16 protein-coding genes and 1 tRNA gene are annotated in these 18595 nt (G+C 46.4%); 9 read left to right on the top strand and 8 right to left on the bottom strand.

What is annotated here, in order from left to right:
- Positions 1 to 47: 47 nt before the first annotated feature.
- A complete protein-coding gene (locus tag V7S65_RS25945) occupies positions 48 to 1292 on the bottom strand; it encodes an HD domain-containing protein (RefSeq protein ID WP_079473568.1) in 1245 nt (414 codons plus the stop codon).
- 345 nt (positions 1293 to 1637) lie between these two features.
- Between V7S65_RS25945 and porX the strand changes: the two genes are divergently transcribed.
- From porX to V7S65_RS25915, 6 genes are all read left to right on the top strand, one after another.
- The gene (porX, locus tag V7S65_RS25940) at positions 1638 to 3191 is read left to right on the top strand and encodes a T9SS response regulator signal transducer PorX (RefSeq protein ID WP_079473569.1); all 1554 of its coding nucleotides are present in this window, start codon (positions 1638 to 1640) and stop codon (positions 3189 to 3191) included.
- Between the two features lie 26 nt (positions 3192 to 3217).
- Positions 3218 to 3541 (top strand): hypothetical protein, encoded by a 324-nt coding sequence (locus V7S65_RS25935; RefSeq protein ID WP_079473570.1) that lies wholly within the window; start codon positions 3218 to 3220, stop codon positions 3539 to 3541.
- Between the two features lie 25 nt (positions 3542 to 3566).
- Positions 3567 to 4328 carry an MBL fold metallo-hydrolase gene (locus V7S65_RS25930; RefSeq protein ID WP_336389041.1) on the top strand — a complete coding sequence of 254 codons (762 nt, stop codon included), beginning with the start codon at positions 3567 to 3569 and terminating at the stop codon, positions 4326 to 4328.
- A 72-nt stretch (positions 4329 to 4400) separates the two neighbouring features.
- On the top strand, positions 4401 to 5465 hold the full coding sequence (locus tag V7S65_RS25925) for a ComEA family DNA-binding protein (RefSeq protein ID WP_336389042.1): 1065 nt from the start codon (positions 4401 to 4403) through the stop codon (positions 5463 to 5465).
- A 12-nt stretch (positions 5466 to 5477) separates the two neighbouring features.
- Positions 5478 to 6617: an acyl-CoA dehydrogenase family protein gene (locus V7S65_RS25920; protein ID WP_079473573.1), complete on the top strand. Its 1140-nt coding sequence runs from the start codon at positions 5478 to 5480 to the stop codon at positions 6615 to 6617.
- A gap of 419 nt (positions 6618 to 7036) precedes the next feature.
- On the top strand, positions 7037 to 7912 hold the full coding sequence (locus tag V7S65_RS25915) for a c-type cytochrome (protein WP_336389043.1): 876 nt from the start codon (positions 7037 to 7039) through the stop codon (positions 7910 to 7912).
- Positions 7913 to 7974: 62 nt separating this feature from the next.
- Here the strand turns inward: V7S65_RS25915 and V7S65_RS25910 are convergent, their stop codons facing one another.
- The 5 genes from V7S65_RS25910 to V7S65_RS25890 all read right to left on the bottom strand — a co-directional run bounded on the left by V7S65_RS25910 (position 7975) and on the right by V7S65_RS25890 (position 12148).
- Positions 7975 to 8262: a hypothetical protein gene (locus V7S65_RS25910; RefSeq protein ID WP_079473575.1), complete on the bottom strand. Its 288-nt coding sequence runs from the start codon at positions 8260 to 8262 to the stop codon at positions 7975 to 7977.
- A gap of 54 nt (positions 8263 to 8316) precedes the next feature.
- Entirely contained in the window at positions 8317 to 9561 is a 1245-nt protein-coding gene (gene clpX / locus V7S65_RS25905) for an ATP-dependent Clp protease ATP-binding subunit ClpX (protein WP_079473576.1), read from the bottom strand.
- 217 nt (positions 9562 to 9778) lie between these two features.
- Positions 9779 to 10480, bottom strand: a complete 702-nt coding sequence (gene clpP / locus V7S65_RS25900; protein WP_079473577.1) for an ATP-dependent Clp endopeptidase proteolytic subunit ClpP — start codon at positions 10478 to 10480, stop codon at positions 9779 to 9781.
- Positions 10470 to 11849 carry a trigger factor gene (tig, locus tag V7S65_RS25895; protein WP_079473578.1) on the bottom strand — a complete coding sequence of 460 codons (1380 nt, stop codon included), beginning with the start codon at positions 11847 to 11849 and terminating at the stop codon, positions 10470 to 10472. Before tig ends, clpP begins: the two co-directional genes overlap by 11 nt.
- 217 nt (positions 11850 to 12066) lie before the next feature.
- Positions 12067 to 12148, bottom strand: a tRNA-Leu gene (locus V7S65_RS25890).
- Positions 12149 to 12379: 231 nt separating this feature from the next.
- Here V7S65_RS25890 and V7S65_RS25885 point away from each other — a divergent pair.
- Complete coding sequence (locus V7S65_RS25885) at positions 12380 to 13609, top strand: ROK family transcriptional regulator (protein WP_200817409.1); 1230 nt, start codon at positions 12380 to 12382, stop codon at positions 13607 to 13609.
- A gap of 60 nt (positions 13610 to 13669) precedes the next feature.
- Positions 13670 to 14086, top strand: coding sequence for a VOC family protein (locus V7S65_RS25880; protein WP_336389044.1), 417 nt, complete (start codon positions 13670 to 13672; stop codon positions 14084 to 14086).
- Positions 14087 to 14153: 67 nt separating this feature from the next.
- On the opposite strand, the gene V7S65_RS25875 is transcribed toward V7S65_RS25880, so the two are convergent.
- The gene (locus V7S65_RS25875) at positions 14154 to 16442 is read right to left on the bottom strand and encodes a hypothetical protein (RefSeq protein ID WP_079473580.1); all 2289 of its coding nucleotides are present in this window, start codon (positions 16440 to 16442) and stop codon (positions 14154 to 14156) included.
- Positions 16443 to 16572: 130 nt separating this feature from the next.
- Here V7S65_RS25875 and V7S65_RS25870 point away from each other — a divergent pair, with 130 nt between their 5' ends.
- Entirely contained in the window at positions 16573 to 17970 is a 1398-nt protein-coding gene (locus V7S65_RS25870) for a S41 family peptidase (protein WP_336389045.1), read from the top strand.
- Positions 17971 to 18118: 148 nt separating this feature from the next.
- On the opposite strand, the gene V7S65_RS25865 is transcribed toward V7S65_RS25870, so the two are convergent.
- A complete protein-coding gene (locus tag V7S65_RS25865; protein WP_133256265.1) occupies positions 18119 to 18541 on the bottom strand; it encodes a response regulator in 423 nt (140 codons plus the stop codon).
- Positions 18542 to 18595 lie beyond the last annotated feature (54 nt).

Raw genomic sequence — 18595 nt, 5'->3', positions numbered from 1 at the left:
CAGGCTACACCGGATAGTATGAACTTATTTATTTAACATTTTATTCCTTATAAAACGTTGTTAGCCTGAATTTTTGGATGACAAATGTAGAATTTTTTTACCGGTATCGCCAGTGTATGGCTAATCAGTGCATTGTCGATGGAGGAAATGTCTTTTACAGTTCCATCCTTGAATAGGATATTAATCTTCTCGTCGTTAACGTTATACGCCCTCAGCGAGGCTGCACCGGAAAAAACAAAGTAATCCAGGTCAGCGCCTTCAATCCCCCATTTTTGCTTCACCTGCTCCTTCAATAATAGTGCTGCACTTCCGTCGAACGCCTGATTGCTTAATACAACTTTAAATAAGTTCCTGTCTATCAGCCATTTGCATAAAAGCGACAAAACTTTGTCCTCGTGCGTTGTCCAAACTTTAATAGCCCCCATTATATCATAGTCATCCAGTTGGCAAAATAACTCCAGGCATTCGGGACCGCATTCAAAATTGTTCTTCGTAACGGTATTATACAGGAAATATGCCAGGGCAGGGGAGCAGAACAGCTCCTTTCCCTCCTGTGCCAGCGATTTCGCCCTGGTCAGGATCTTTACCAGCATGTTTTCGGCGCTGAGCACCGTTTTATGCAGGTATACCTGCCAGTACATCAGCCGCCGGGCTATGATAAACTTCTCAATAGAATAAATTCCCTTTTCTTCCACCATCAGCTCCCCCTTATGTACAATCAGCATCTTGATGATGCGGTCGTACCCGATAGTGCCTTCCGCCACTCCCGTGAAGAAGCTGTCGCGGTTCAGGTAATCCATTCTGTCCACATCCAGCTGGCTCGACACCAGCTGATGCAGGAATTTCTTATGATAACGTCCGTTAAAAATATCCAGCGTAAGCGACAGGGCGCCGTTCATTTCCCTGTTCAATGCTTCCATCAGCCACTGGGAAATCTCTTCGTGAGATACCCCCTCAATAATGCCGTTCTCTAATGCATGGGAATAAGGCCCATGCCCTATGTCATGCAGTAAAATGGCCATTTTTGCAGCCACTTCCTCTTCCGGGGTAATGTCTGCCCCCTTGCTGCGAAGCTCCTGCAGGGCCATACTGATAAGGTGATAAGCGCCCATGCTATGATGAAACCGCGTATGCATAGCACCAGGATACACCAGGTGCGCCAGCGCCATCTGGTGTATGCGGCGAAGCCGCTGGTAATATGGATGTGAAATGAGGTTAAGAATCAACGGGTGATCTATGGTAATAAAGCCATACACCGGATCATTAACAATTTTTCGCTTGCGTTCGGTCATTGCATTTAATTATACGATTTCAGACGGGGGCGTCCGCGTCTGAATCCCTGGTGCCTGTATGCAAAACTACACCCGAAATTAATTATATGTAATTTTTTTACTTATAATGACGCGCTGCATCCACGATACCCCTATGACAGTTCAAAACAATTGGTAGGTTACAGGTAATTAATCTTATGGATGCGAAGGTAAATAACTTTATCAGCCTGTTCACTTTTTCCTGCTATCATTTTACCGTGTTCAGCCCTTTTTAACATATAATTACCGGCAAATGATAGACGGGGAATGATATTTGCAAAAAATTAGGGGTAATTTCCTTTTTTTACCGGCACCTTAAATCATATTATGAGTCAGATAAATATACTATGGGTAGATGATGAAATAGAGTCCCTGAAATCGCAGATTATCTTCCTGGAAAGCAAAGGCTACAAAGTTTCGGCTCTTACCAACGGATACGACGCACTCGAATTTTTGAAAGAACAGGTGGTAGATGTAGTGTTACTGGACGAATCCATGCCCGGCATCACCGGCCTGGAAACCCTCGGTAAGATCAAGGAAATTGATCAGCAGATCCCCGTGGTCATGATCACCAAAAACGAAGCGGAAAACGTCATGGACGACGCTATCGGGTCCCAGATCACCGACTATCTCATCAAACCGGTAAATCCAAACCAGGTATTATTATCTCTCAAAAAAATAATTGATAACAAAAGACTGGTGGCCGAAAAAACCACCACCGCCTACCAGCAGGAATTCCGCAGCCTGTTTATGGCCCTGAGCTCCAACCCCGACTTTAACGAGTGGATGGACATCTACAAGAAACTGGTGTATTGGGAAATGGAAATGACCAAAACCAACAGCCCGGAAATGCTGGAAGTATTCAATGCCCAGAAAACCGAGGCCAACAACGAGTTTTCCAAGTTCATCAGCCGTAATTACAGCGACTGGCTCCATCCAAAAACAAAGGAAGCCCCGGTTATGTCGCATACCCTGTTCCGCGATAAGGTTGTGCCTAACCTGGACCCCAACGTACCCAACGTATTCCTGCTTATCGACAACCTGCGGTACGATCAGTGGAAGGCGATCCAGCCTATTTTCCAGGAATCGTTCCGGCTTGTGGAGGAAGAATCGTTTTACAGCATATTGCCTACCAGCACACAATATAGCCGCAATGCCATTTTTGCCGGCATGCTGCCCATAGATATCGAACACCGGTTTCCCCAGGAATGGAAGAATGATGATGAAGAAGGCGGGAAAAACCTGTATGAAGAACATTTTTTTGCTGCCCAGCTGAAGCAGATGAAGATGGATCCCCGGTTTTCATACACCAAAGTGACCAATCATGCCGATGCCCAAACCATGCTCAATAACATCCATAATATGCTGGACTATCCGCTGAGCGTGATTGTATATAACTTCGTGGATATGCTCAGTCATGCCCGCACGGAAATGGAAGTACTGAAGGAACTGGCCGGCGATGAAGCCTCTTATCGCTCTATCACCGCCAGCTGGTTTGAACACAGCCCGCTGCATCAGGCATTGAAACGCATCAGCGATAAAAAAATAAACCTGATCATCGCCACGGATCATGGCAGTGTAAGGGTGAAAACACCGGTGAAAGTGATCGGCGACAAACAAACCACCACCAATCTGCGCTATAAACACGGCCGCAATCTGAACTATGATCCGAAAGAGGTACTGGCCTTCCGCGATCCCCGTGATGCCGGGCTGCCAAAGCCAAACGTTAACTCTTCCTACATCTTTGCAAAAGGAGACGGGTATCTGTGTTATCCCAACAACTATAACTATTTTGTAAACTATTACCGGAATACCTTCCAGCACGGCGGTATTTCCCTGGAAGAAATGATTGTACCTTTTGCCAGGATGGTAACAAAGTAACAACAGCTTTTTGCTATTTTTGCGACATGAATATCAAAATCACACCTAATAACCTGACTAAGCTGGAAAAAATCTTTGATGAGGCCAAATATGTGCTGCGCTTCGAAAAAGGTAGTTTCCTGTCCGGTTACTGCATCCTGGAACATAAGAAGGTGGTAGTGATCAATAAATTCCTGAACCTCGAAGGGCGTATCAATACGCTGATCGATATTTTAACGACCCTGCCGCTGGACGAAGAAGCGCTGACGGCAGAGTCGCACAAACTCTATAAACAGATACAGGCCAGCAAACCGATCCCGGAAGCGGGGGAAGAAGAAGGCGGGGCCCCGGAAGAACACGCGGCAGAATAGGCAAAAACAGACAAATGATGTTGGGATGAAAGTTACATTCTTAGGTACAGGCACGTCGCAGGGAGTTCCGGTTATAGCTTGTGGTTGCGAAGTTTGCTCCTCGGCCGATAAAAAAGATAAACGCTTACGCAGCAGTATTATGATCTCGGCGCCCGCCGGCAATATCGTAGTGGATACCACGCCGGATTTCCGTTACCAGATGTTGCGCGAAAAGGTTGGGCACCTGGAAGCCGTACTCATCACCCACTCCCATAAAGATCATATTGCTGGCATGGACGATATCCGCGCCTTTAACTATTTCCAGAAAAGCGCTATTAATATATATGCCACCGAGTTTTCGCAAAGCGTGATCAAACGCGAGTTTGCCTACGCCTTTTCTGATTTCAAATACCCCGGCATCCCGGAAATAAATCTGAAAACTATTGCTGATGATCCTTTCGATGTAAACGGACTAACCATTACGCCGGTACATGTTATGCATCATCAGATGCCCGTGCTGGGCTTCCGCATCCACGACTTTACCTATATCACCGACGCCAACTATATTGCGCCGGAGGAAAAAGAGAAGATCCGTGGTTCAAGGATCCTAGTACTGAATGCACTACGCCGCGAAAAGCATATCTCTCATTTTACCCTGGAAGAAGCCATTGCGCTGGGAAAGGAACTGGATGTACCGGAAGTATACCTCACACATATCAGCCACCAGCTCGGATTGCATGAGGCGGTATCCGCGGAACTGCCGCCTGGTACCCACCTGGCCTACGACGGCCTCTCTCTCGAAATTTAAGGAGCGTTTTATTTCTGTTAACAAAACACCGTACAGATAAACTTAGCTTGGGGCAAAAATTGTTGTTGACCCATGTGGAAATCATTTGCCCGCGAATATCTGCGGTTTTCCCGGAAAGAACGGCATGGTATATTAATGCTGGCGTTACTCATGATACTAACCAGCTATTTGCCCGACCTGCTCTTTTATTTTCAGCGTAGGCCCGTTACCGGTAGTGATGACCTGAAAGCGGCGGTAACCGCCTTTGAAGCCGGACTGGCAGCCGCTGAAAAAGAACCGGCTTTGACGAGGGGACGCTATGTACATACCGGCGCAGATCCGGAGAAGGCCGTCTTGTTTTATTTTGATCCCAACACTTTGCCCGCAAGCGGCTGGCCGCAGTTGGGGGTAAGCGAACGCACCGCCACTACCATTGGTAAATACCTGGCCCGGGGCGGGCATTTCCGGGTGCCGGCTGATCTGGAGAAGATATATAGTTTGCCTCCCGCGTTATGCGCACAGCTAATACCTTATGTGCGCATTGCGGATAAAGGCGGGAACAGGTTTTCCGGGAGATATGGACCGCGCTACGGACCTGGAAATAAAGACTATAGCGGTGGTTGGGGGAGGGGCTCGTACTATCATGGAGATAGTAATGTGCTGTATGAGGGAAGTAAAAACAAAGGACGCTTCTATTACCGGGACAGCGCCCGCGACGATGCTTCGTTTACGCGTTATCGTAAGAAACCACCGGCTGCACCGATCGATATTAACACGGCAGACAGCGTCGCCTGGCAGTCGCTCCCAGGCATCGGAGCAGGCTTCGCGCGACGGATTATTGCCTTCCGCGACCGGCTAGGAGGTTTTTATGCAGTGGAACAGGTGGCAGAATGTTATGGCTTACCTGACTCCACATTTCAAAAAATTCAACCGTTCTTACAGATCGGTAGCAGTTCTCTAAAAAAACTAGACCTCAACCTCACAGATGAAAAATCTTTGGCAGCTCACCCATACATACGCTATAAACTGGCCCGTCTCATTGTGCAGTATCGCAGTAGCCACGCGGGTTTCAGGTCGGTATCCGACCTCCGCAGCCTGCCGTTGGTGGATGAGATTATTTATCGTAAAATTGAACATTACATTGAGATCAAATATTAAAGCCACACGTTTATGAACTTTGCGCCTACGGAAATGCAACAACAGATTGCACAAATGATCCGGGATTTCGGGAAAACACATATTCAGCCTCACGTGATGGAATGGGACGAGCAGCAGGAGTTTCCGGTACATATATTCAAACAGCTCGGAGAGCTGGGATTGATGGGCGTACTTGTGCCCCAGGAATACGGTGGGAGCGGGTTGGGATACCTGGAGTATGTAACCGTGGTGAGTGAAATTTCACGCATTTGCGGGGCAATCGGATTAAGCGTGGCTGCCCATAACTCATTGTGTACCGGTCATACGATGCAGTTCGCCAATGAAGCGCAAAAGCAGCGTTACCTGCCCAAACTGGCCACCGGCGAATGGATTGGCGCCTGGGGATTAACAGAACCCAACACCGGTTCTGACGCCATGAATATGAAGTGCGTGGCTAAAAAGGATGGCAACGACTGGGTACTGAACGGCACCAAATGCTGGATCACCCACGGCAAAAGCTGCGATGTGGCGGTGGTAATAGCCCGTACGGGGGATGTGCGCGACAGTCATGGTATGAGCGCCTTCCTCGTGGAAAAGGGCACTCCGGGCTTCAGCGGCGGCAAGAAAGAAAATAAACTGGGTATGCGGGCCTCTGAAACCGCAGAAATGATATTCGATAATTGCCGCATTCCTGCGGAAAATATGCTTGGCGCGGAAGGCGACGGCTTTATCCAATCCATGAAGGTATTGGACGGCGGCCGGATCTCCATTGCCGCGTTATCGCTCGGTATCGCCAAAGGCGCTATGGACGCCGCATTGAAGTACTCAAAGGAACGGCACCAGTTTGATCAGCCCATCTCCAACTTCCAGGGCGTGTCCTTTAAGCTGGCAGATATGGCCACAGAAATAGCCGCTGCGGAATTACTTACCATGCAGGCGGCAGACATGAAAAACCGTAAGGTGAAAATGACCCAACAGGCCGCTATGGCTAAATATTATGCGTCGGAAGTAGCGGTAAGGGTAGCCAACGACGCCGTACAGATTTTTGGGGGTTATGGCTATACAAAGGACTTTCCGGTCGAAAAATTTTATCGTGATGCAAAATTATGCACCATCGGGGAAGGAACTTCCGAGATTCAAAAGATCGTAATTGCCCGGGAAGCACTAAGATAGAATAACGATTTTGCAATTGATACTGATTCTATTGAGATAGCAGGATTTTTATAATTTATGAAAAGAGCATTTATAAGCCGCTCATCATTTTTTCAAAATAATTTAATATTACCCCTTTAGTGTTATTGAATATTGCAAAAGGAACGTTAAATTTGGGTTAATTCATCACTCTTTACCGTTTATCAACCTTAACACACAAAATCAAGAAAGATTTGAAACACATTTACGCAATGAAAAGCACCCTGTAATACGGGTGCTTTTCTATACCGGGTCTGAACTGGTTTATCCCGTATAAAGATGCTTAGTAAAAATGTGAAGCCTGTAATCCACGTTATGATTCTTCTTTAATTCAGTAGTTCTACTGATACCTGTAATATTTATCCCTATTACTTTTACAGCTGAAATTATTCCTTATTGTTATGTTCTCCAAAGTTCTAAAATGGGCCGCACGTATTGTGCTGGGCCTGGTAGTGATCGTATTGACGGTGTACGGCGTTTTTAATTTTATCTTCCGTCAGCATGCCAGCAAAAAATATACAGTTACCGTAAGAAACATTCCCATCCCCAACGATTCAGCCACTATTGCAGAGGGCCGGCACCTTTATGAAATAAAGGGTTGCGGCGAATGCCACGGTGCAGACCTGCGTGGGAAAGTGGTGGTGGATGATCCGGCCATTGGCCGCATTGCCGGCAACAATATTACGTATGGAACAGGAGGGTTGCCGGAAAGCTATGACAACACCGACTGGCTAAAGGCATTACGGCACGGTTTAAATACCGCAAATAAGCCGTTATTGCTCATGCCTTCAGAGGAGTTCACCCGGATGGATGATCACGATATTGCGGCTATAATTGCGTTTTGCAGGGCACAGCCAAAAATAGATGCGCCTTCCGTTCCCATAGAGATGGGACCAATGGGAAAAATCCTGTCTGTAATGGGCAAAATACCGCTGTTTCCGGCAGAGAAAATTGATCATCACAAGGAACAGCCCAACCAGGTGGCAAAGGCGGCTACCAAAGAATACGGCCAATACCTGGCGGTATCCTGTACCGGTTGCCACAAGCCTGCATTGACCGGCGGGGATAACCCGGTGCCGGGCGCTGTACCGGTAGCCAATATCACCTCTACCGGGCATGTGGGAAAATGGAGCCAGCACGATTTTATTACTACGCTGCGTACCGGTAAAACACCGGAAGGAAAGCAGTTGCAGGTAAAAGATATGCCGTGGAACATGACTGCACAGTACACGGATGAAGAGTTAACCGCGTTGTATCTTTATCTCAGAAGCCTCTAAAAAAGAAGAAGGGCTTTCCGGAAAGTATATCTCCGGAAAGCCCTTCTTCACTGTATTTAAAACTACTTTTTATCCTTGTTGAAGAAGTCGGACACTTTATCCTTTGCTTCTTCTGCCCAATCTTCCGCTTTATCTTTCACGTTATCCAGGAAATCACCTGCCTGATCCATCAGACCTGCCTTTTTTCCTTCGGCTTTGTCTGACATGCCTGCAAACCAGTTATCAACGGTACCGGCAATAAAAGGAGGTAATTTGCCCTTCACATATTCTTTGATCACATCGATGGACTGTGCGGCCTGTTCGGCTGTAAGTCCGGCTTTTTCCTGTAATTGCTGAATGAGTTCCTGCATAAATAGCGTTTTATGGTTAGAGATAGTGTTGCTGTTAACGGATCACCGGAACAGTTATGCCACTTTCAGTTTAATGAGGGTAGACTGCTCCAGTTTTGCCTGTGCATATTCCCTGGTAAGATGAAAGTGTGTTTCGTTGGCAGACGGCAGTTCGTACATCGCGTCACTCAGCACTACCTCACAGATGGAGCGTAATCCACGCGCACCCAGTTTGTATTCCATTGCTTTGTCTACGATATAGTCTATTGCTTCTTCTTCTATCTGTAAATCGATATTTTCTACCTTGAAAAGTTTCTTGTATTGCTTTACCAGCGCGTTTTTAGGCTCGGTAAGAATCAGTTTCAGGGTATCTCTGTCGAGCGAGTTGAGATAGGTAACCACCGGTAAACGGCCCAGTAATTCAGGAATCAGACCAAAGGATTTCAGGTCCTGTGAGTTGATATAACGCAGGATCTGCTTCCTGTTTTCTTCTTCTTTTTCCTTGTTAACGGTAAAACCGATAGAGTGGGTTTGTACTCTTCTGCTGATGATTCTTTCCACGCCATCAAATGCGCCCCCGCAGATGAAGAGGATATTTTGTGTGTTCAGCTTGATCAGTTTCTGTTCAGGGTGTTTACGGCCGCCCTGTGGAGGTACCAGTACTTCGGTGCCTTCCAGTAATTTCAGGAGACCCTGTTGAACGCCTTCGCCGCTTACATCACGGGTGATGGAAGGGTTATCATTTTTACGGGCGATTTTATCGATTTCGTCGATATAAACAATGCCGCGTTCGGCAGCTTCCACATCGTAGTTACAAACCTGTAACAGGCGGCTGAGGATACTTTCCACGTCTTCACCCACATAGCCTGCTTCTGTAAATACGGTAGCATCCACAATAGCGAAGGGAACGTTTAATTGTTTGGCAATGGATTTGGCCAGCAGGGTTTTACCCGTACCGGTTTCACCCACCATGATGATGTTGGATTTTTCAATCTCTACCTCGTCATCGCCAATTTGCTGGTTGAGTCTTTTATAGTGGTTGTATACAGCTACTGCCAGTATTTTTTTCGCATCATCCTGACCGATTACGTATTCGTCCAGGAATTTCTTCATGTCAATTGGTTTGGACACTTTGGGTGCGAAGTTGGGAGCTACGGCTGCAGCTGCTTTCTTGCCGGGGGTGAATAACTCCTGGTCAATTATCTCCTGCGCGTTGGCTACACAGTTTTCACAGATGTGTCCTTCAGCGCCTGCGATCAGTATCTGCACTTCTTCTTTGGAGCGGCTGCAAAAGGAGCATCGGATTTTAGATTCTTTCATTTCGGAATAGATTATTTTTCTACGAAACTATCATTGCCTGCATTGATATTGCAGGGTTACAAATTTACACTAAATAGCCGAAAGCGTAAGTCTTAATACGGTAAAGCTTATCATCTCACAAAATAAAAGCTATTGTAGTGAAGATAGTAGCGTTTTTTTATATGTATCGCTGTAATCTTCGCTACAATAGCTTATTTATGCCTTGAGCTTTAAGCTTTTACTGAGGCGTTTCCAGGTTTTTCTTTGGATTTTTCTGGAGTACGTCATCAATGATGCCGTATTCTTTTGCTTCATCCGCAGTCATCCAGTAGTCACGGTCAGAATCTTTTTCCACTTTTTTAACCGGTTGTCCGCAGTGGCCGGCAATGATTTCGTTGAGTTCCTTTTTCAATTTCACGAACTCACGCGCAGTGATTTCGATGTCTGAAGTCTGGCCTTCTGCACCGCCATGAGGCTGGTGAATCATTACACGTGCATGTTTCAGCGCGGTACGTTTTCCTTTTGTACCTGCTACCAGCAATACAGCGCCGAAAGAGGCGGCCATACCGGTACAGATAGTAGCTACATCGGGAGAAATGATCTGCATAGTATCATAAATACCCAGGCCGGCGTAAACGCTTCCTCCGGGGCTATTGATGTACATCTGTATATCACGGTTACGGTCGGAAGACTCGAGGAACAACAGCTGCGCGGTAATTACGTTTGCCACGTAGTCGTTCACGGGATCTCCCAGGAAAATAATACGATCAGCCATCAACCTGGAGAAAACGTCCATCTGGGTCATATTCATCTGGCGTTCTTCAAGGATATAAGGAGTCAGACTGTTGATCTGGTGGCTTTTGGTGTAACTGTCTACTACCAGGCTGCTGATTCCCCGATGCTGGATGGCATATTTTCTGAATTCATTATTAATGTTCATGATGGTGATGTTTATGAGGTAAATTAACAAAATCTTCTGCTTTGATTTCCTCTTCTTTCACGTTCACCTTAGCCTCAGCCCAGTCAAATAACTTGGCAGTGATCATTTCACGGTAAGTCTGGTCTACAAATTTCTCATCCTGTAACAGGCGATCCAGGTAGCTGTCTAACCATTCTGCTCCATCAGCAGCGGCGCCGCCATAGTAGCCTAATACTTTTTGTTTGGCATTTTCCTTCAGATCTTCGAAAGAAACTTCCAGTTTATTTTCTTTAACCAGTTTATCGCTGATGAGTGTCCAACGTAATTGATGGTCAAAACCAGGGAATTCTTTTTCCGCTTCTTCCGCAGTTTTTGGCTTTTCACCGCCTACCTGCAGCCAGCGTTTGAGGAAATCCTTTGGCAATTCAATCGGCGTTTCGTGTACCAGTACTTCAAACAGGTCGTTGTGAAGGTGGTTACGGCTTTCAGAATCCCAGTATTTGCCGATCTCTTCTTTCAGTTTAGCGCGGAAAGCTTCTTCAGTAGTGATTTCTTCTCCCGGATAAACTTCTTTGAAGAAATCTTCATTCAGTTCTCTCTTCTCAATCAAACCAACTTTGGTGATAGTCAGTTTGAAATATTTCTTTGCCGCTTCTTTGTCGCCAGCTTCAAAGCCCAGATCTTTCAGGATCCAGCCCAAACGCTGCTCATCAAAGGAAGTAGCCAGTTGGAATACAATGCTGTCTTCATTCTTTTTACCCTGCAGCTCAGCCTGGATGGCCGGTGAAAAGTATTTTACCAGTAAGGAGTTTTCTTTTACGATACCGCCTTCTACTACATTACCTTTCTTGTCAGACTCTTCGAATTTAACGTTAATCACGTTATCTTCTGAAGTAATTGTTTCAGGTTCTGTTGTTTTTCCACCTTTCAGCTGTAAACGCTGTACTTCATCGTTCACCATTTCATCGGTAACGGTTACTTTATATTTAGTAAGGGTGGTTTTGTTATCTTCCAGGGGAGTAACGCTGAAGCTGGGTTTCAGACCCACTTCAAATTCGAAGGCATAATCAGCAGGTTTGTTGAAATCCAGGTCTTTTGCCTGTTTTTCCAGGGACAGTGGCTGGCCGAAGATTTCCAGTTTCTCTGTCTGCACATAACCCATTAATTCTCTCTCAACAGTTTTCAGAATTTCGTCGCCAAAGATAGCCTGACCGTGCATCTTCTTAACCATACCTGCAGGTACCATTCCTTTACGGAAGCCTGGTATGTTCGCATTTTTGCTGAATTGCTTTACTGCTTTGTCAAAATTAGGAAGGTAGTCTTCCTGGCTCACTTTCACAGTGATCTTATCGTTCAATAAACCAATGTTTTCTCTCGTAACGGTTGCCATAATTGAATTGTATAAAGTGTTCTTTAAGAAGCAATAATGATTCCTTGTTTATTTTTCTGCCATGAAGTCACAACGGCAAGTAGGAATGGCAGGAAACTATTTTTGAATAAAATCAGGTGAAACTGTGTCTGAATAAGACAGGAGTGACAATGAAAGTGAGGGAGAGCATAGCATTATCACGTTGCCATATTGACGCATTGCCACATAATATTATATGTGCGGATGAAGGGACTCGAACCCCCATGCCTCGCGGCACCAGATCCTAAGTCTGGCATGTCTACCAATTTCATCACATCCGCAATAAATAAAAAGAACTTACTCTCCCTGTATCGTCCCGGCCCCGGAAACCCCATCCGGCTATACATGACAAGAGCCCCTTTTTAGCTCAAAAAGGATTGCAAAGGTATTATTTTTTGTGAATTAACAAAATCATTTATATAGAGAACATTCCGCGTGTTTCTGCCCCTAATTTTAAAAAAATCAGAATTAAGCTGTTAAATTGGTGAGCAATTACTGTAAAAGTCTATCTGATGGCTATGGCTAAAACCTTTTTTGAAGAATTAAACAGCGCAAATGCTACCGGTGTAGCCTATAAGAATATCAACCTGAAAAAGGCCGCACTGGCCTACTTTGCCAATTCGGGCAATGCCACTATCGCTGATCTGTGCAAAGAGCTGAACCTCAGCACACCCAAAGTAACCAACCTGGTGAACGACCTCATTGCCGATGGCCTTGTGATGGACTATGGCAAAATAGAATCCACAGGCGGCCGTAAGCCCAACCTGTACGGATTGGTACCGGATTCGGCCTTCTTCATCGGGGTGGACGTAAAACACGACCACCTCAACCTGGGTCTGTCGGATCTTCACAAAAACCTGGTCACCACCGTGGAAGGACTGCCCTACGAACTGGATAATACCAAAGCCTCGCTGGAACAACTGTGCCTCCTGATCAATAACTTTATCGATGGCCTCACCGTTCCCAAAGAAAAGATCCTCGGCATCGGTATCAATATCCAGGGACGCATCAACTACGCCACCGGCTACAACTACAGCCTCTTCTATTTCGACGACGAACCACTCAGCAAAGTCATCGCTGCCAAGGTGGGTATCCGCGTTTTCCTGGAGAATGATTCACGGGCAATGGCTTACGGAGAATTTTGCTCCGACCTGGTGAACGGTGAACGCAACGTGCTGTTCCTCAACCTCGACTATGGCATAGGTATGGGCGTACTCATCAACGGGGAACTGTACTACGGTAAATCCGGCTACAGCGGGGAAGTGGGGCACATCCCGATGTTCGACAACGAAATCATCTGCCATTGCGGAAAAAAAGGATGCCTGGAAACGGAAGCCTCCGGATGGGCGCTGGTAAACATGTTCCGGCAAAAGCTGGCTGCAGGTTCTTCCTCTATGCTCAGCCGCACCCATCAATCACCTGAAGATATCCACCTGCATGATATTATAGACGCTGCTAACAACGACGATATGCTGGCCATTGAACTGATTGCCAAAGTAGGAGAGAACCTGGGCCGCGGCGTTGCCCTGCTCATGAACATCTTCAATCCCGAACTGGTGATACTCGGCGGCGCACTGGCCGCTACACAGGATCACATCCGCCTGCCCATAAAAAGCGCTATGAAAAAGTATTCCCTCAGCCTGGTAAGTAATGATTCCAAACTGAAAATGTCACGGCTCGGTGAAAGCGCCGGTATTATCGGAGCCTGTCTGCTGGTAAGAAATAAGGTGCTGATAAGTTAGTTTTTGCCTAACTTTATTATTCACCTGAATTCCATCTTCTTACCCTAAAAAAAGATTGTTATGTCCACCACATTAACACCTTATCTCACGTTTGGAACTAACTGCCGCGAAGCCATGAACTTCTACAAAGGCGTCTTCGGAGGAGAACTGTTCATCATGACAATGGGCGAAGCGCCTGAAAGCGAAAACGTACCTGCTGCATCGAAAGACCTTGTGATGCATGCTTTTTTGAAAACATCTTCTTTTGAGCTAATGGCCTCCGATAGCATGATGGGGCAAACACCTAAAAATGGGGATACCGTTACGCTCACACTGGGCACGGAATCAAATGAAGAATCAGAAAAATTATTCAATGCGTTATCTGCCGGAGGAAAAGTAACCATGCCACTGGCTGAAACCTTCTGGGCACACCGTTTTGGTATGTTAACCGATAAATATGGTTTCCCCTGGATGGTGAGCTTTAACAAGCCCATGTAAAAGACAATCATCTTTTTTCAGCTGTTTACTTTCTCCATATCATGCAGAAAATAAACAGCTGAATTATTTATTTCTTCTTCCTGAAAAAAGAAAATAATCCTCCTCCTCTCAATTCGTTTTTCTTCTCTGCCGCAGGACGGAATTCCGGATCATTCGCCACAATCAGGTCAATGATTTTTTTGCAGGTGGCAGGATCTTCCTTTGCTTCGTAAGCCAGTGCCATCGTATATCTCACCGCAGAAGCCTCTGTATCCCACGCCCAGTTATTGCTGGCGTAAATGTTTAAACACTGTGTGGCATATGCGAGGCATTCATCGTATTCTTTTTCACCGAGATACGCCTCTGCAAGAAAAGCGTATACGCCAAACCGGTAGTTGGGTGCATTGTCTGCCGCATCGCCGTTGGACATAATCTGCAGCGTATGCAGCAGATCTGTAATGGCAGCTTTATAACGGCCCAGCTTTAGCGCCGCCTTTCCCCGGAAGTAATAGATTTTCATTTGTGAAATCACCGGCAGTTTGGTGATGCCGCCAATGGAAATACGGTTGTTGATAGCGCCTATGCAATGTTCGTACTGTGCATTATCGAAATACAGGTACATCAGGTTGAAGTAGGCATCACTGTCGTCGGGCTTTTCCACCAGGTGTGTTTCCAGCGCCAGTATACGTTCAGACAAATCATCGGCGCTATTGGTGCGGATAAAGGCCCGGCCGGTTTTAATACGGTCAATGTTATACGTAATGGTTTCCCGGTCGTAGTCCTCCAGTTCCTGCATATCCTTTGCAATCCAGGTATTATATTCTCCCAGTATTTTTTCATAGAGATCCAATGCTTCGGCATGTTTCTCTAATGTACACAGGTCGTCGATCATGCGTTCATGGATAGACACATAGTACATCAGCGGCAATACTTCCGTGAAATTTTCCAGGATGGTATGCCGGTCGGCGATAGCCTCGGCCAGCTTACCCATGCTGTGATATGCATCTGCCCTGGATTCCAGTTGCTCCCAGAAAGGCGACATATTGTAACCGATGGTGTGTACATGCGCTGCTTCCACAAAGATACCGCCTTCATACAAAGCAATACCGTAGTTGTTGCAGCACATGGCAAAATGATGCGGATGGCCTGCATAAGAGTTGCCCGAATTCTCATACCAGTAGGCATGGTAAATATCAAAAGCTTTTTTATACAGGAAGCGCTTCAGGGCCGTGGACGCCTGTTTTACGCCGTTGTCTTTTTCCAGTTGAATAATTTCACTGAAGATAACACCCGCTGCGTACCAGTCGTACGGAATGTTATGCTCCACATCCGGCCAGCTTTCGGGGAATTGCCCGTTTACTTTGTAACTCGTGAAATACCACCTCACTACGCTGAATGGATAAGGCTTAATGGCCAGCGACTTTTCGTACCACGGCAATGCCTCCTGGTAACTGCCGATGTTGAAGAATGCCGTGGCGGTATAATGATAGAAATAAGCTTCACCGGGATATTCCGCAATAAAACGTTTGCCGGTGGAGATCTGTTCCAGGGTGCCTTCGTCATCATCATCTCCAAAAAACTGTTGCCAGAATTCGGTAGTGCCTTTGCAGAACTCCCTCGCCAGCGCAGCGTTCCGCACACCATCTGCCAGCAGCTGCTGGATGTGCCGGAGCAAACGCAGCATATCATCTTTTGTATTTTCTCCTGCGGTGATCATGATCTGCAGCATGCTGGCGGCAAAGTCATAATCCGCCATATCCAGTGCAAACCAGGTGGTAGACAGCAGGCGGTTGTTAAACACCGTACATTCAAAGGCTTGTTTATAGTATTCCAGTGCAGCGGGTCTGTTTTCCGTATGATAGTATACATCGCCTATACGGGTAAAGCACTGGAACCGCGCAACATTCAGCTGGGGCAGATCATCGGCGTAGAGTGATCCATACACCTCGAGGTTGCGTTGCATATCTGCCAGTGCTTTCTCCGTTTCATTTTTTAGCACCCATACCTGGAAGCGGTACAGTAGTGCTTTGGTAGTCAGTTCTTCATCGCCACCGGCAATGAGGATATCACAATCGCCGATTGTTTCATCTCCTTTGTCGGCCATGATATTGGCGCCCATATACGCGCGGTGTACGCGGGCCTGCACATGCGTGGGATCAATGATCAGTACCTGGCTGAATGCCTCGTAGGCCTCGTTGTACATGGCGGTGGCCAGGTCCCTGTTGTCAGTGGCTTTGGCATTTTCCAGCTGGGATAAGCCCAGTAGTTGCCAGCCCCGGGCTTCGCCGGGGTTATCCTGCAGGTATATTTCCAGTTGGGTAATTGCTTCAGTATATGCCTGTTCATTATACAGCCTTTCCAGTTCGTCAAAATGCATATGCGCTTTATTAGGACATGTAATTTATTAATATTGGTGGACGATGATAAATATTTTCTGGTAGTTTCCTCCCGAATATATATATTTAAAGACCATTTATTATCAGCCAGAAACATTCAAATCCTTTGCCATGAAAGCAATAGCAGTATTGTTATTACTCCTGTGTAATACAGTTGTAAACGCGCAGGAGTGCGATTGCAGGAAGAAATTTGACAGCGTACAGGTGTATCTGAGAAAGAATTATGTAGGGTTTATCGACAAAGTAACCCCGGTTACGCAGCAGGCTTATACTGCCATGCTCACAAAAATCCGGCTACAGGCCGCCACTATCAAAGGCGCCACTCATTGCCTCCTGCTGGTAAACCGCTACCTGCGCTTCTTCAAAGACCAGCACCTCGCCCTGCACATTGGCTACACGCCCTTAAAAGAAAAAATTGCCCTCACTCCCCAGCAGCTGGACCTGCTGCAAAAACAACCGGTAAGTGGCGTAGCCGGAATCTACCAGGCCGACTCCCTTTACAAAGTAGCCCTGGTAAAGAACCTGCGGGGGCTGCGTACCTATGCTGCCGTGATTATGGAATCGGCTTCGCCGGATTGGAAACCCGGCGACGTGTTGTTTGAACTGGCCGCTACCGGACCGGATAAATTTGATATGATCAGCTATGTAACGCAGGAGGTGAATTTTGATACCCTCACCATCGGAAAGCAGCGTGATGGCCTTTCCGCATTGGGGTGGCAGAAGCCCGCTGCGGCATCGTTGCAGAAAGCCGGCAACACACCGGCAGAAATACCCGCCTTCGCCGATATGCCCGCGCCCTTCTTTTTCCGGCAGGTAAACGACAGTACCGGCTACCTGCGCATAAGCAGCTTTGATGCGGCATTCTATCCACTGGCAGATTCCGTACTGAATGCAAACGATGAATACCTGCGCAGAAACCCCAACCTGGTAATTGATGTACGTAACAGCGGCCTGGGCGCCGATAAACTGATTGAACGCCTGCGGCCTTTACTGTATACCCAACCCGTGAGGATCACCGGGGCCGACTTTTATGCCACACCCGATAATATTGCCGCATGGAGACATGTCCTGGACGAACAAACCGGAAAACTACCGGAAGAATACGTAGAACAGATCCGGGCTGCGATCGAACAGGGTAGTGGCTTACAGGGCCGGTTGGTGAGTATGGGACCGGATGAAAACATGATCCTGCCTTCGCCGCTGCCGGCTCCGGCCAAAGTAGCGATACTCATCAACGGTAAATGCAGCAATACTACAGAACAGTTTTTACTGGAAGCCGCACAAAGCCAGAAAGTAAAACTCATGGGCACGCCCACAGCAGGAGCGCTGGATTACTCCAATGTAGCCAGGGTAAAGTTTTCAGCGCCTGATTTCTCAATAGACTATCCCGTTACCCGCTCCCGCAGGGTTGCAGCAGGACAAGGCATTGATAACAAGGGCATTCAGCCTGCAGTGAAAGTAAATTTCCATTCGGCCGGCTGGCTGGAAGAAGTAGTGAGACAATTTTAATGCGGGAGTCGTTAAGATCCGGTTAACACTTGAACATCATTTAAAACCCATCTTTGAGATACAAAGCATATGCTCACGCATATATAGGGTTTAAAAATAGTAACAATGGTAGAAAAACTGCCTCACAATTCTTTGTGAGGCTTCTTTATTAAAACAACTTTTGTTGTAAAAGATCTACCAGTATATGTGTAAGCTCGTGAAGACTGTTGGGCTTTGTCAGGAAATAAGAGGCTCCCAGCTCCCGGGTTTCTTTCTTATCAGATTCATGTGAAGAAGTGGTATAGATGACTATAGGTATATGTTTTAAATGATCCTGCTGCTGTATTTCTGCAAGAAACTGTTTCCCGTCTATTCTCGGCATATTCAGGTCAAGGAAGATGAGGTCGGGCACCAGGTTGTTGTTTAGCTTAAATAGTGCATCTTCTCCGTTTATAGCTTCATGGTAAATAATATCCGGTGCCAGCTCTTTTAATACTTCACCAAATATCATTCTGTCATCTATATCATCGTCAATTAAAAGTACTGAGGTATATTTACAACTATCGGGCATATCGTTTTGGAATAGAGACAAATCTAAGATTTTGTTGTTATTTTATTATCACATAATTCGTTTTAGGGATACTGT

This window comes from Chitinophaga sp. CCNWYY40 (assembly GCF_037483205.1).
GTDB classification, from domain to species: domain Bacteria; phylum Bacteroidota; class Bacteroidia; order Chitinophagales; family Chitinophagaceae; genus Chitinophaga; species Chitinophaga ginsengisegetis.
Note: the sequence above shows the minus strand (reverse complement) of the source record. Positions and strands in the feature narration are given on the sequence as shown.

Coding starts and splice junctions, on each gene's coding strand:
- V7S65_RS25945 (WP_079473568.1), bottom strand. CDS start 1,292: ATGACCGAACGCAAGCGAAAAATTGTTAATGATCCGGTGTATGGCTTT.
- porX (WP_079473569.1), top strand. CDS start 1,638: ATGAGTCAGATAAATATACTATGGGTAGATGATGAAATAGAGTCCCTG.
- V7S65_RS25935 (WP_079473570.1), top strand. CDS start 3,218: ATGAATATCAAAATCACACCTAATAACCTGACTAAGCTGGAAAAAATC.
- V7S65_RS25930 (WP_336389041.1), top strand. CDS start 3,567: ATGAAAGTTACATTCTTAGGTACAGGCACGTCGCAGGGAGTTCCGGTT.
- V7S65_RS25925 (WP_336389042.1), top strand. CDS start 4,401: ATGTGGAAATCATTTGCCCGCGAATATCTGCGGTTTTCCCGGAAAGAA.
- V7S65_RS25920 (WP_079473573.1), top strand. CDS start 5,478: ATGAACTTTGCGCCTACGGAAATGCAACAACAGATTGCACAAATGATC.
- V7S65_RS25915 (WP_336389043.1), top strand. CDS start 7,037: ATGTTCTCCAAAGTTCTAAAATGGGCCGCACGTATTGTGCTGGGCCTG.
- V7S65_RS25910 (WP_079473575.1), bottom strand. CDS start 8,262: ATGCAGGAACTCATTCAGCAATTACAGGAAAAAGCCGGACTTACAGCC.
- clpX (WP_079473576.1), bottom strand. CDS start 9,561: ATGAAAGAATCTAAAATCCGATGCTCCTTTTGCAGCCGCTCCAAAGAA.
- clpP (WP_079473577.1), bottom strand. CDS start 10,480: ATGAACATTAATAATGAATTCAGAAAATATGCCATCCAGCATCGGGGA.
- tig (WP_079473578.1), bottom strand. CDS start 11,849: ATGGCAACCGTTACGAGAGAAAACATTGGTTTATTGAACGATAAGATC.
- V7S65_RS25885 (WP_200817409.1), top strand. CDS start 12,380: ATGGCTATGGCTAAAACCTTTTTTGAAGAATTAAACAGCGCAAATGCT.
- V7S65_RS25880 (WP_336389044.1), top strand. CDS start 13,670: ATGTCCACCACATTAACACCTTATCTCACGTTTGGAACTAACTGCCGC.
- V7S65_RS25875 (WP_079473580.1), bottom strand. CDS start 16,442: ATGCATTTTGACGAACTGGAAAGGCTGTATAATGAACAGGCATATACT.
- V7S65_RS25870 (WP_336389045.1), top strand. CDS start 16,573: ATGAAAGCAATAGCAGTATTGTTATTACTCCTGTGTAATACAGTTGTA.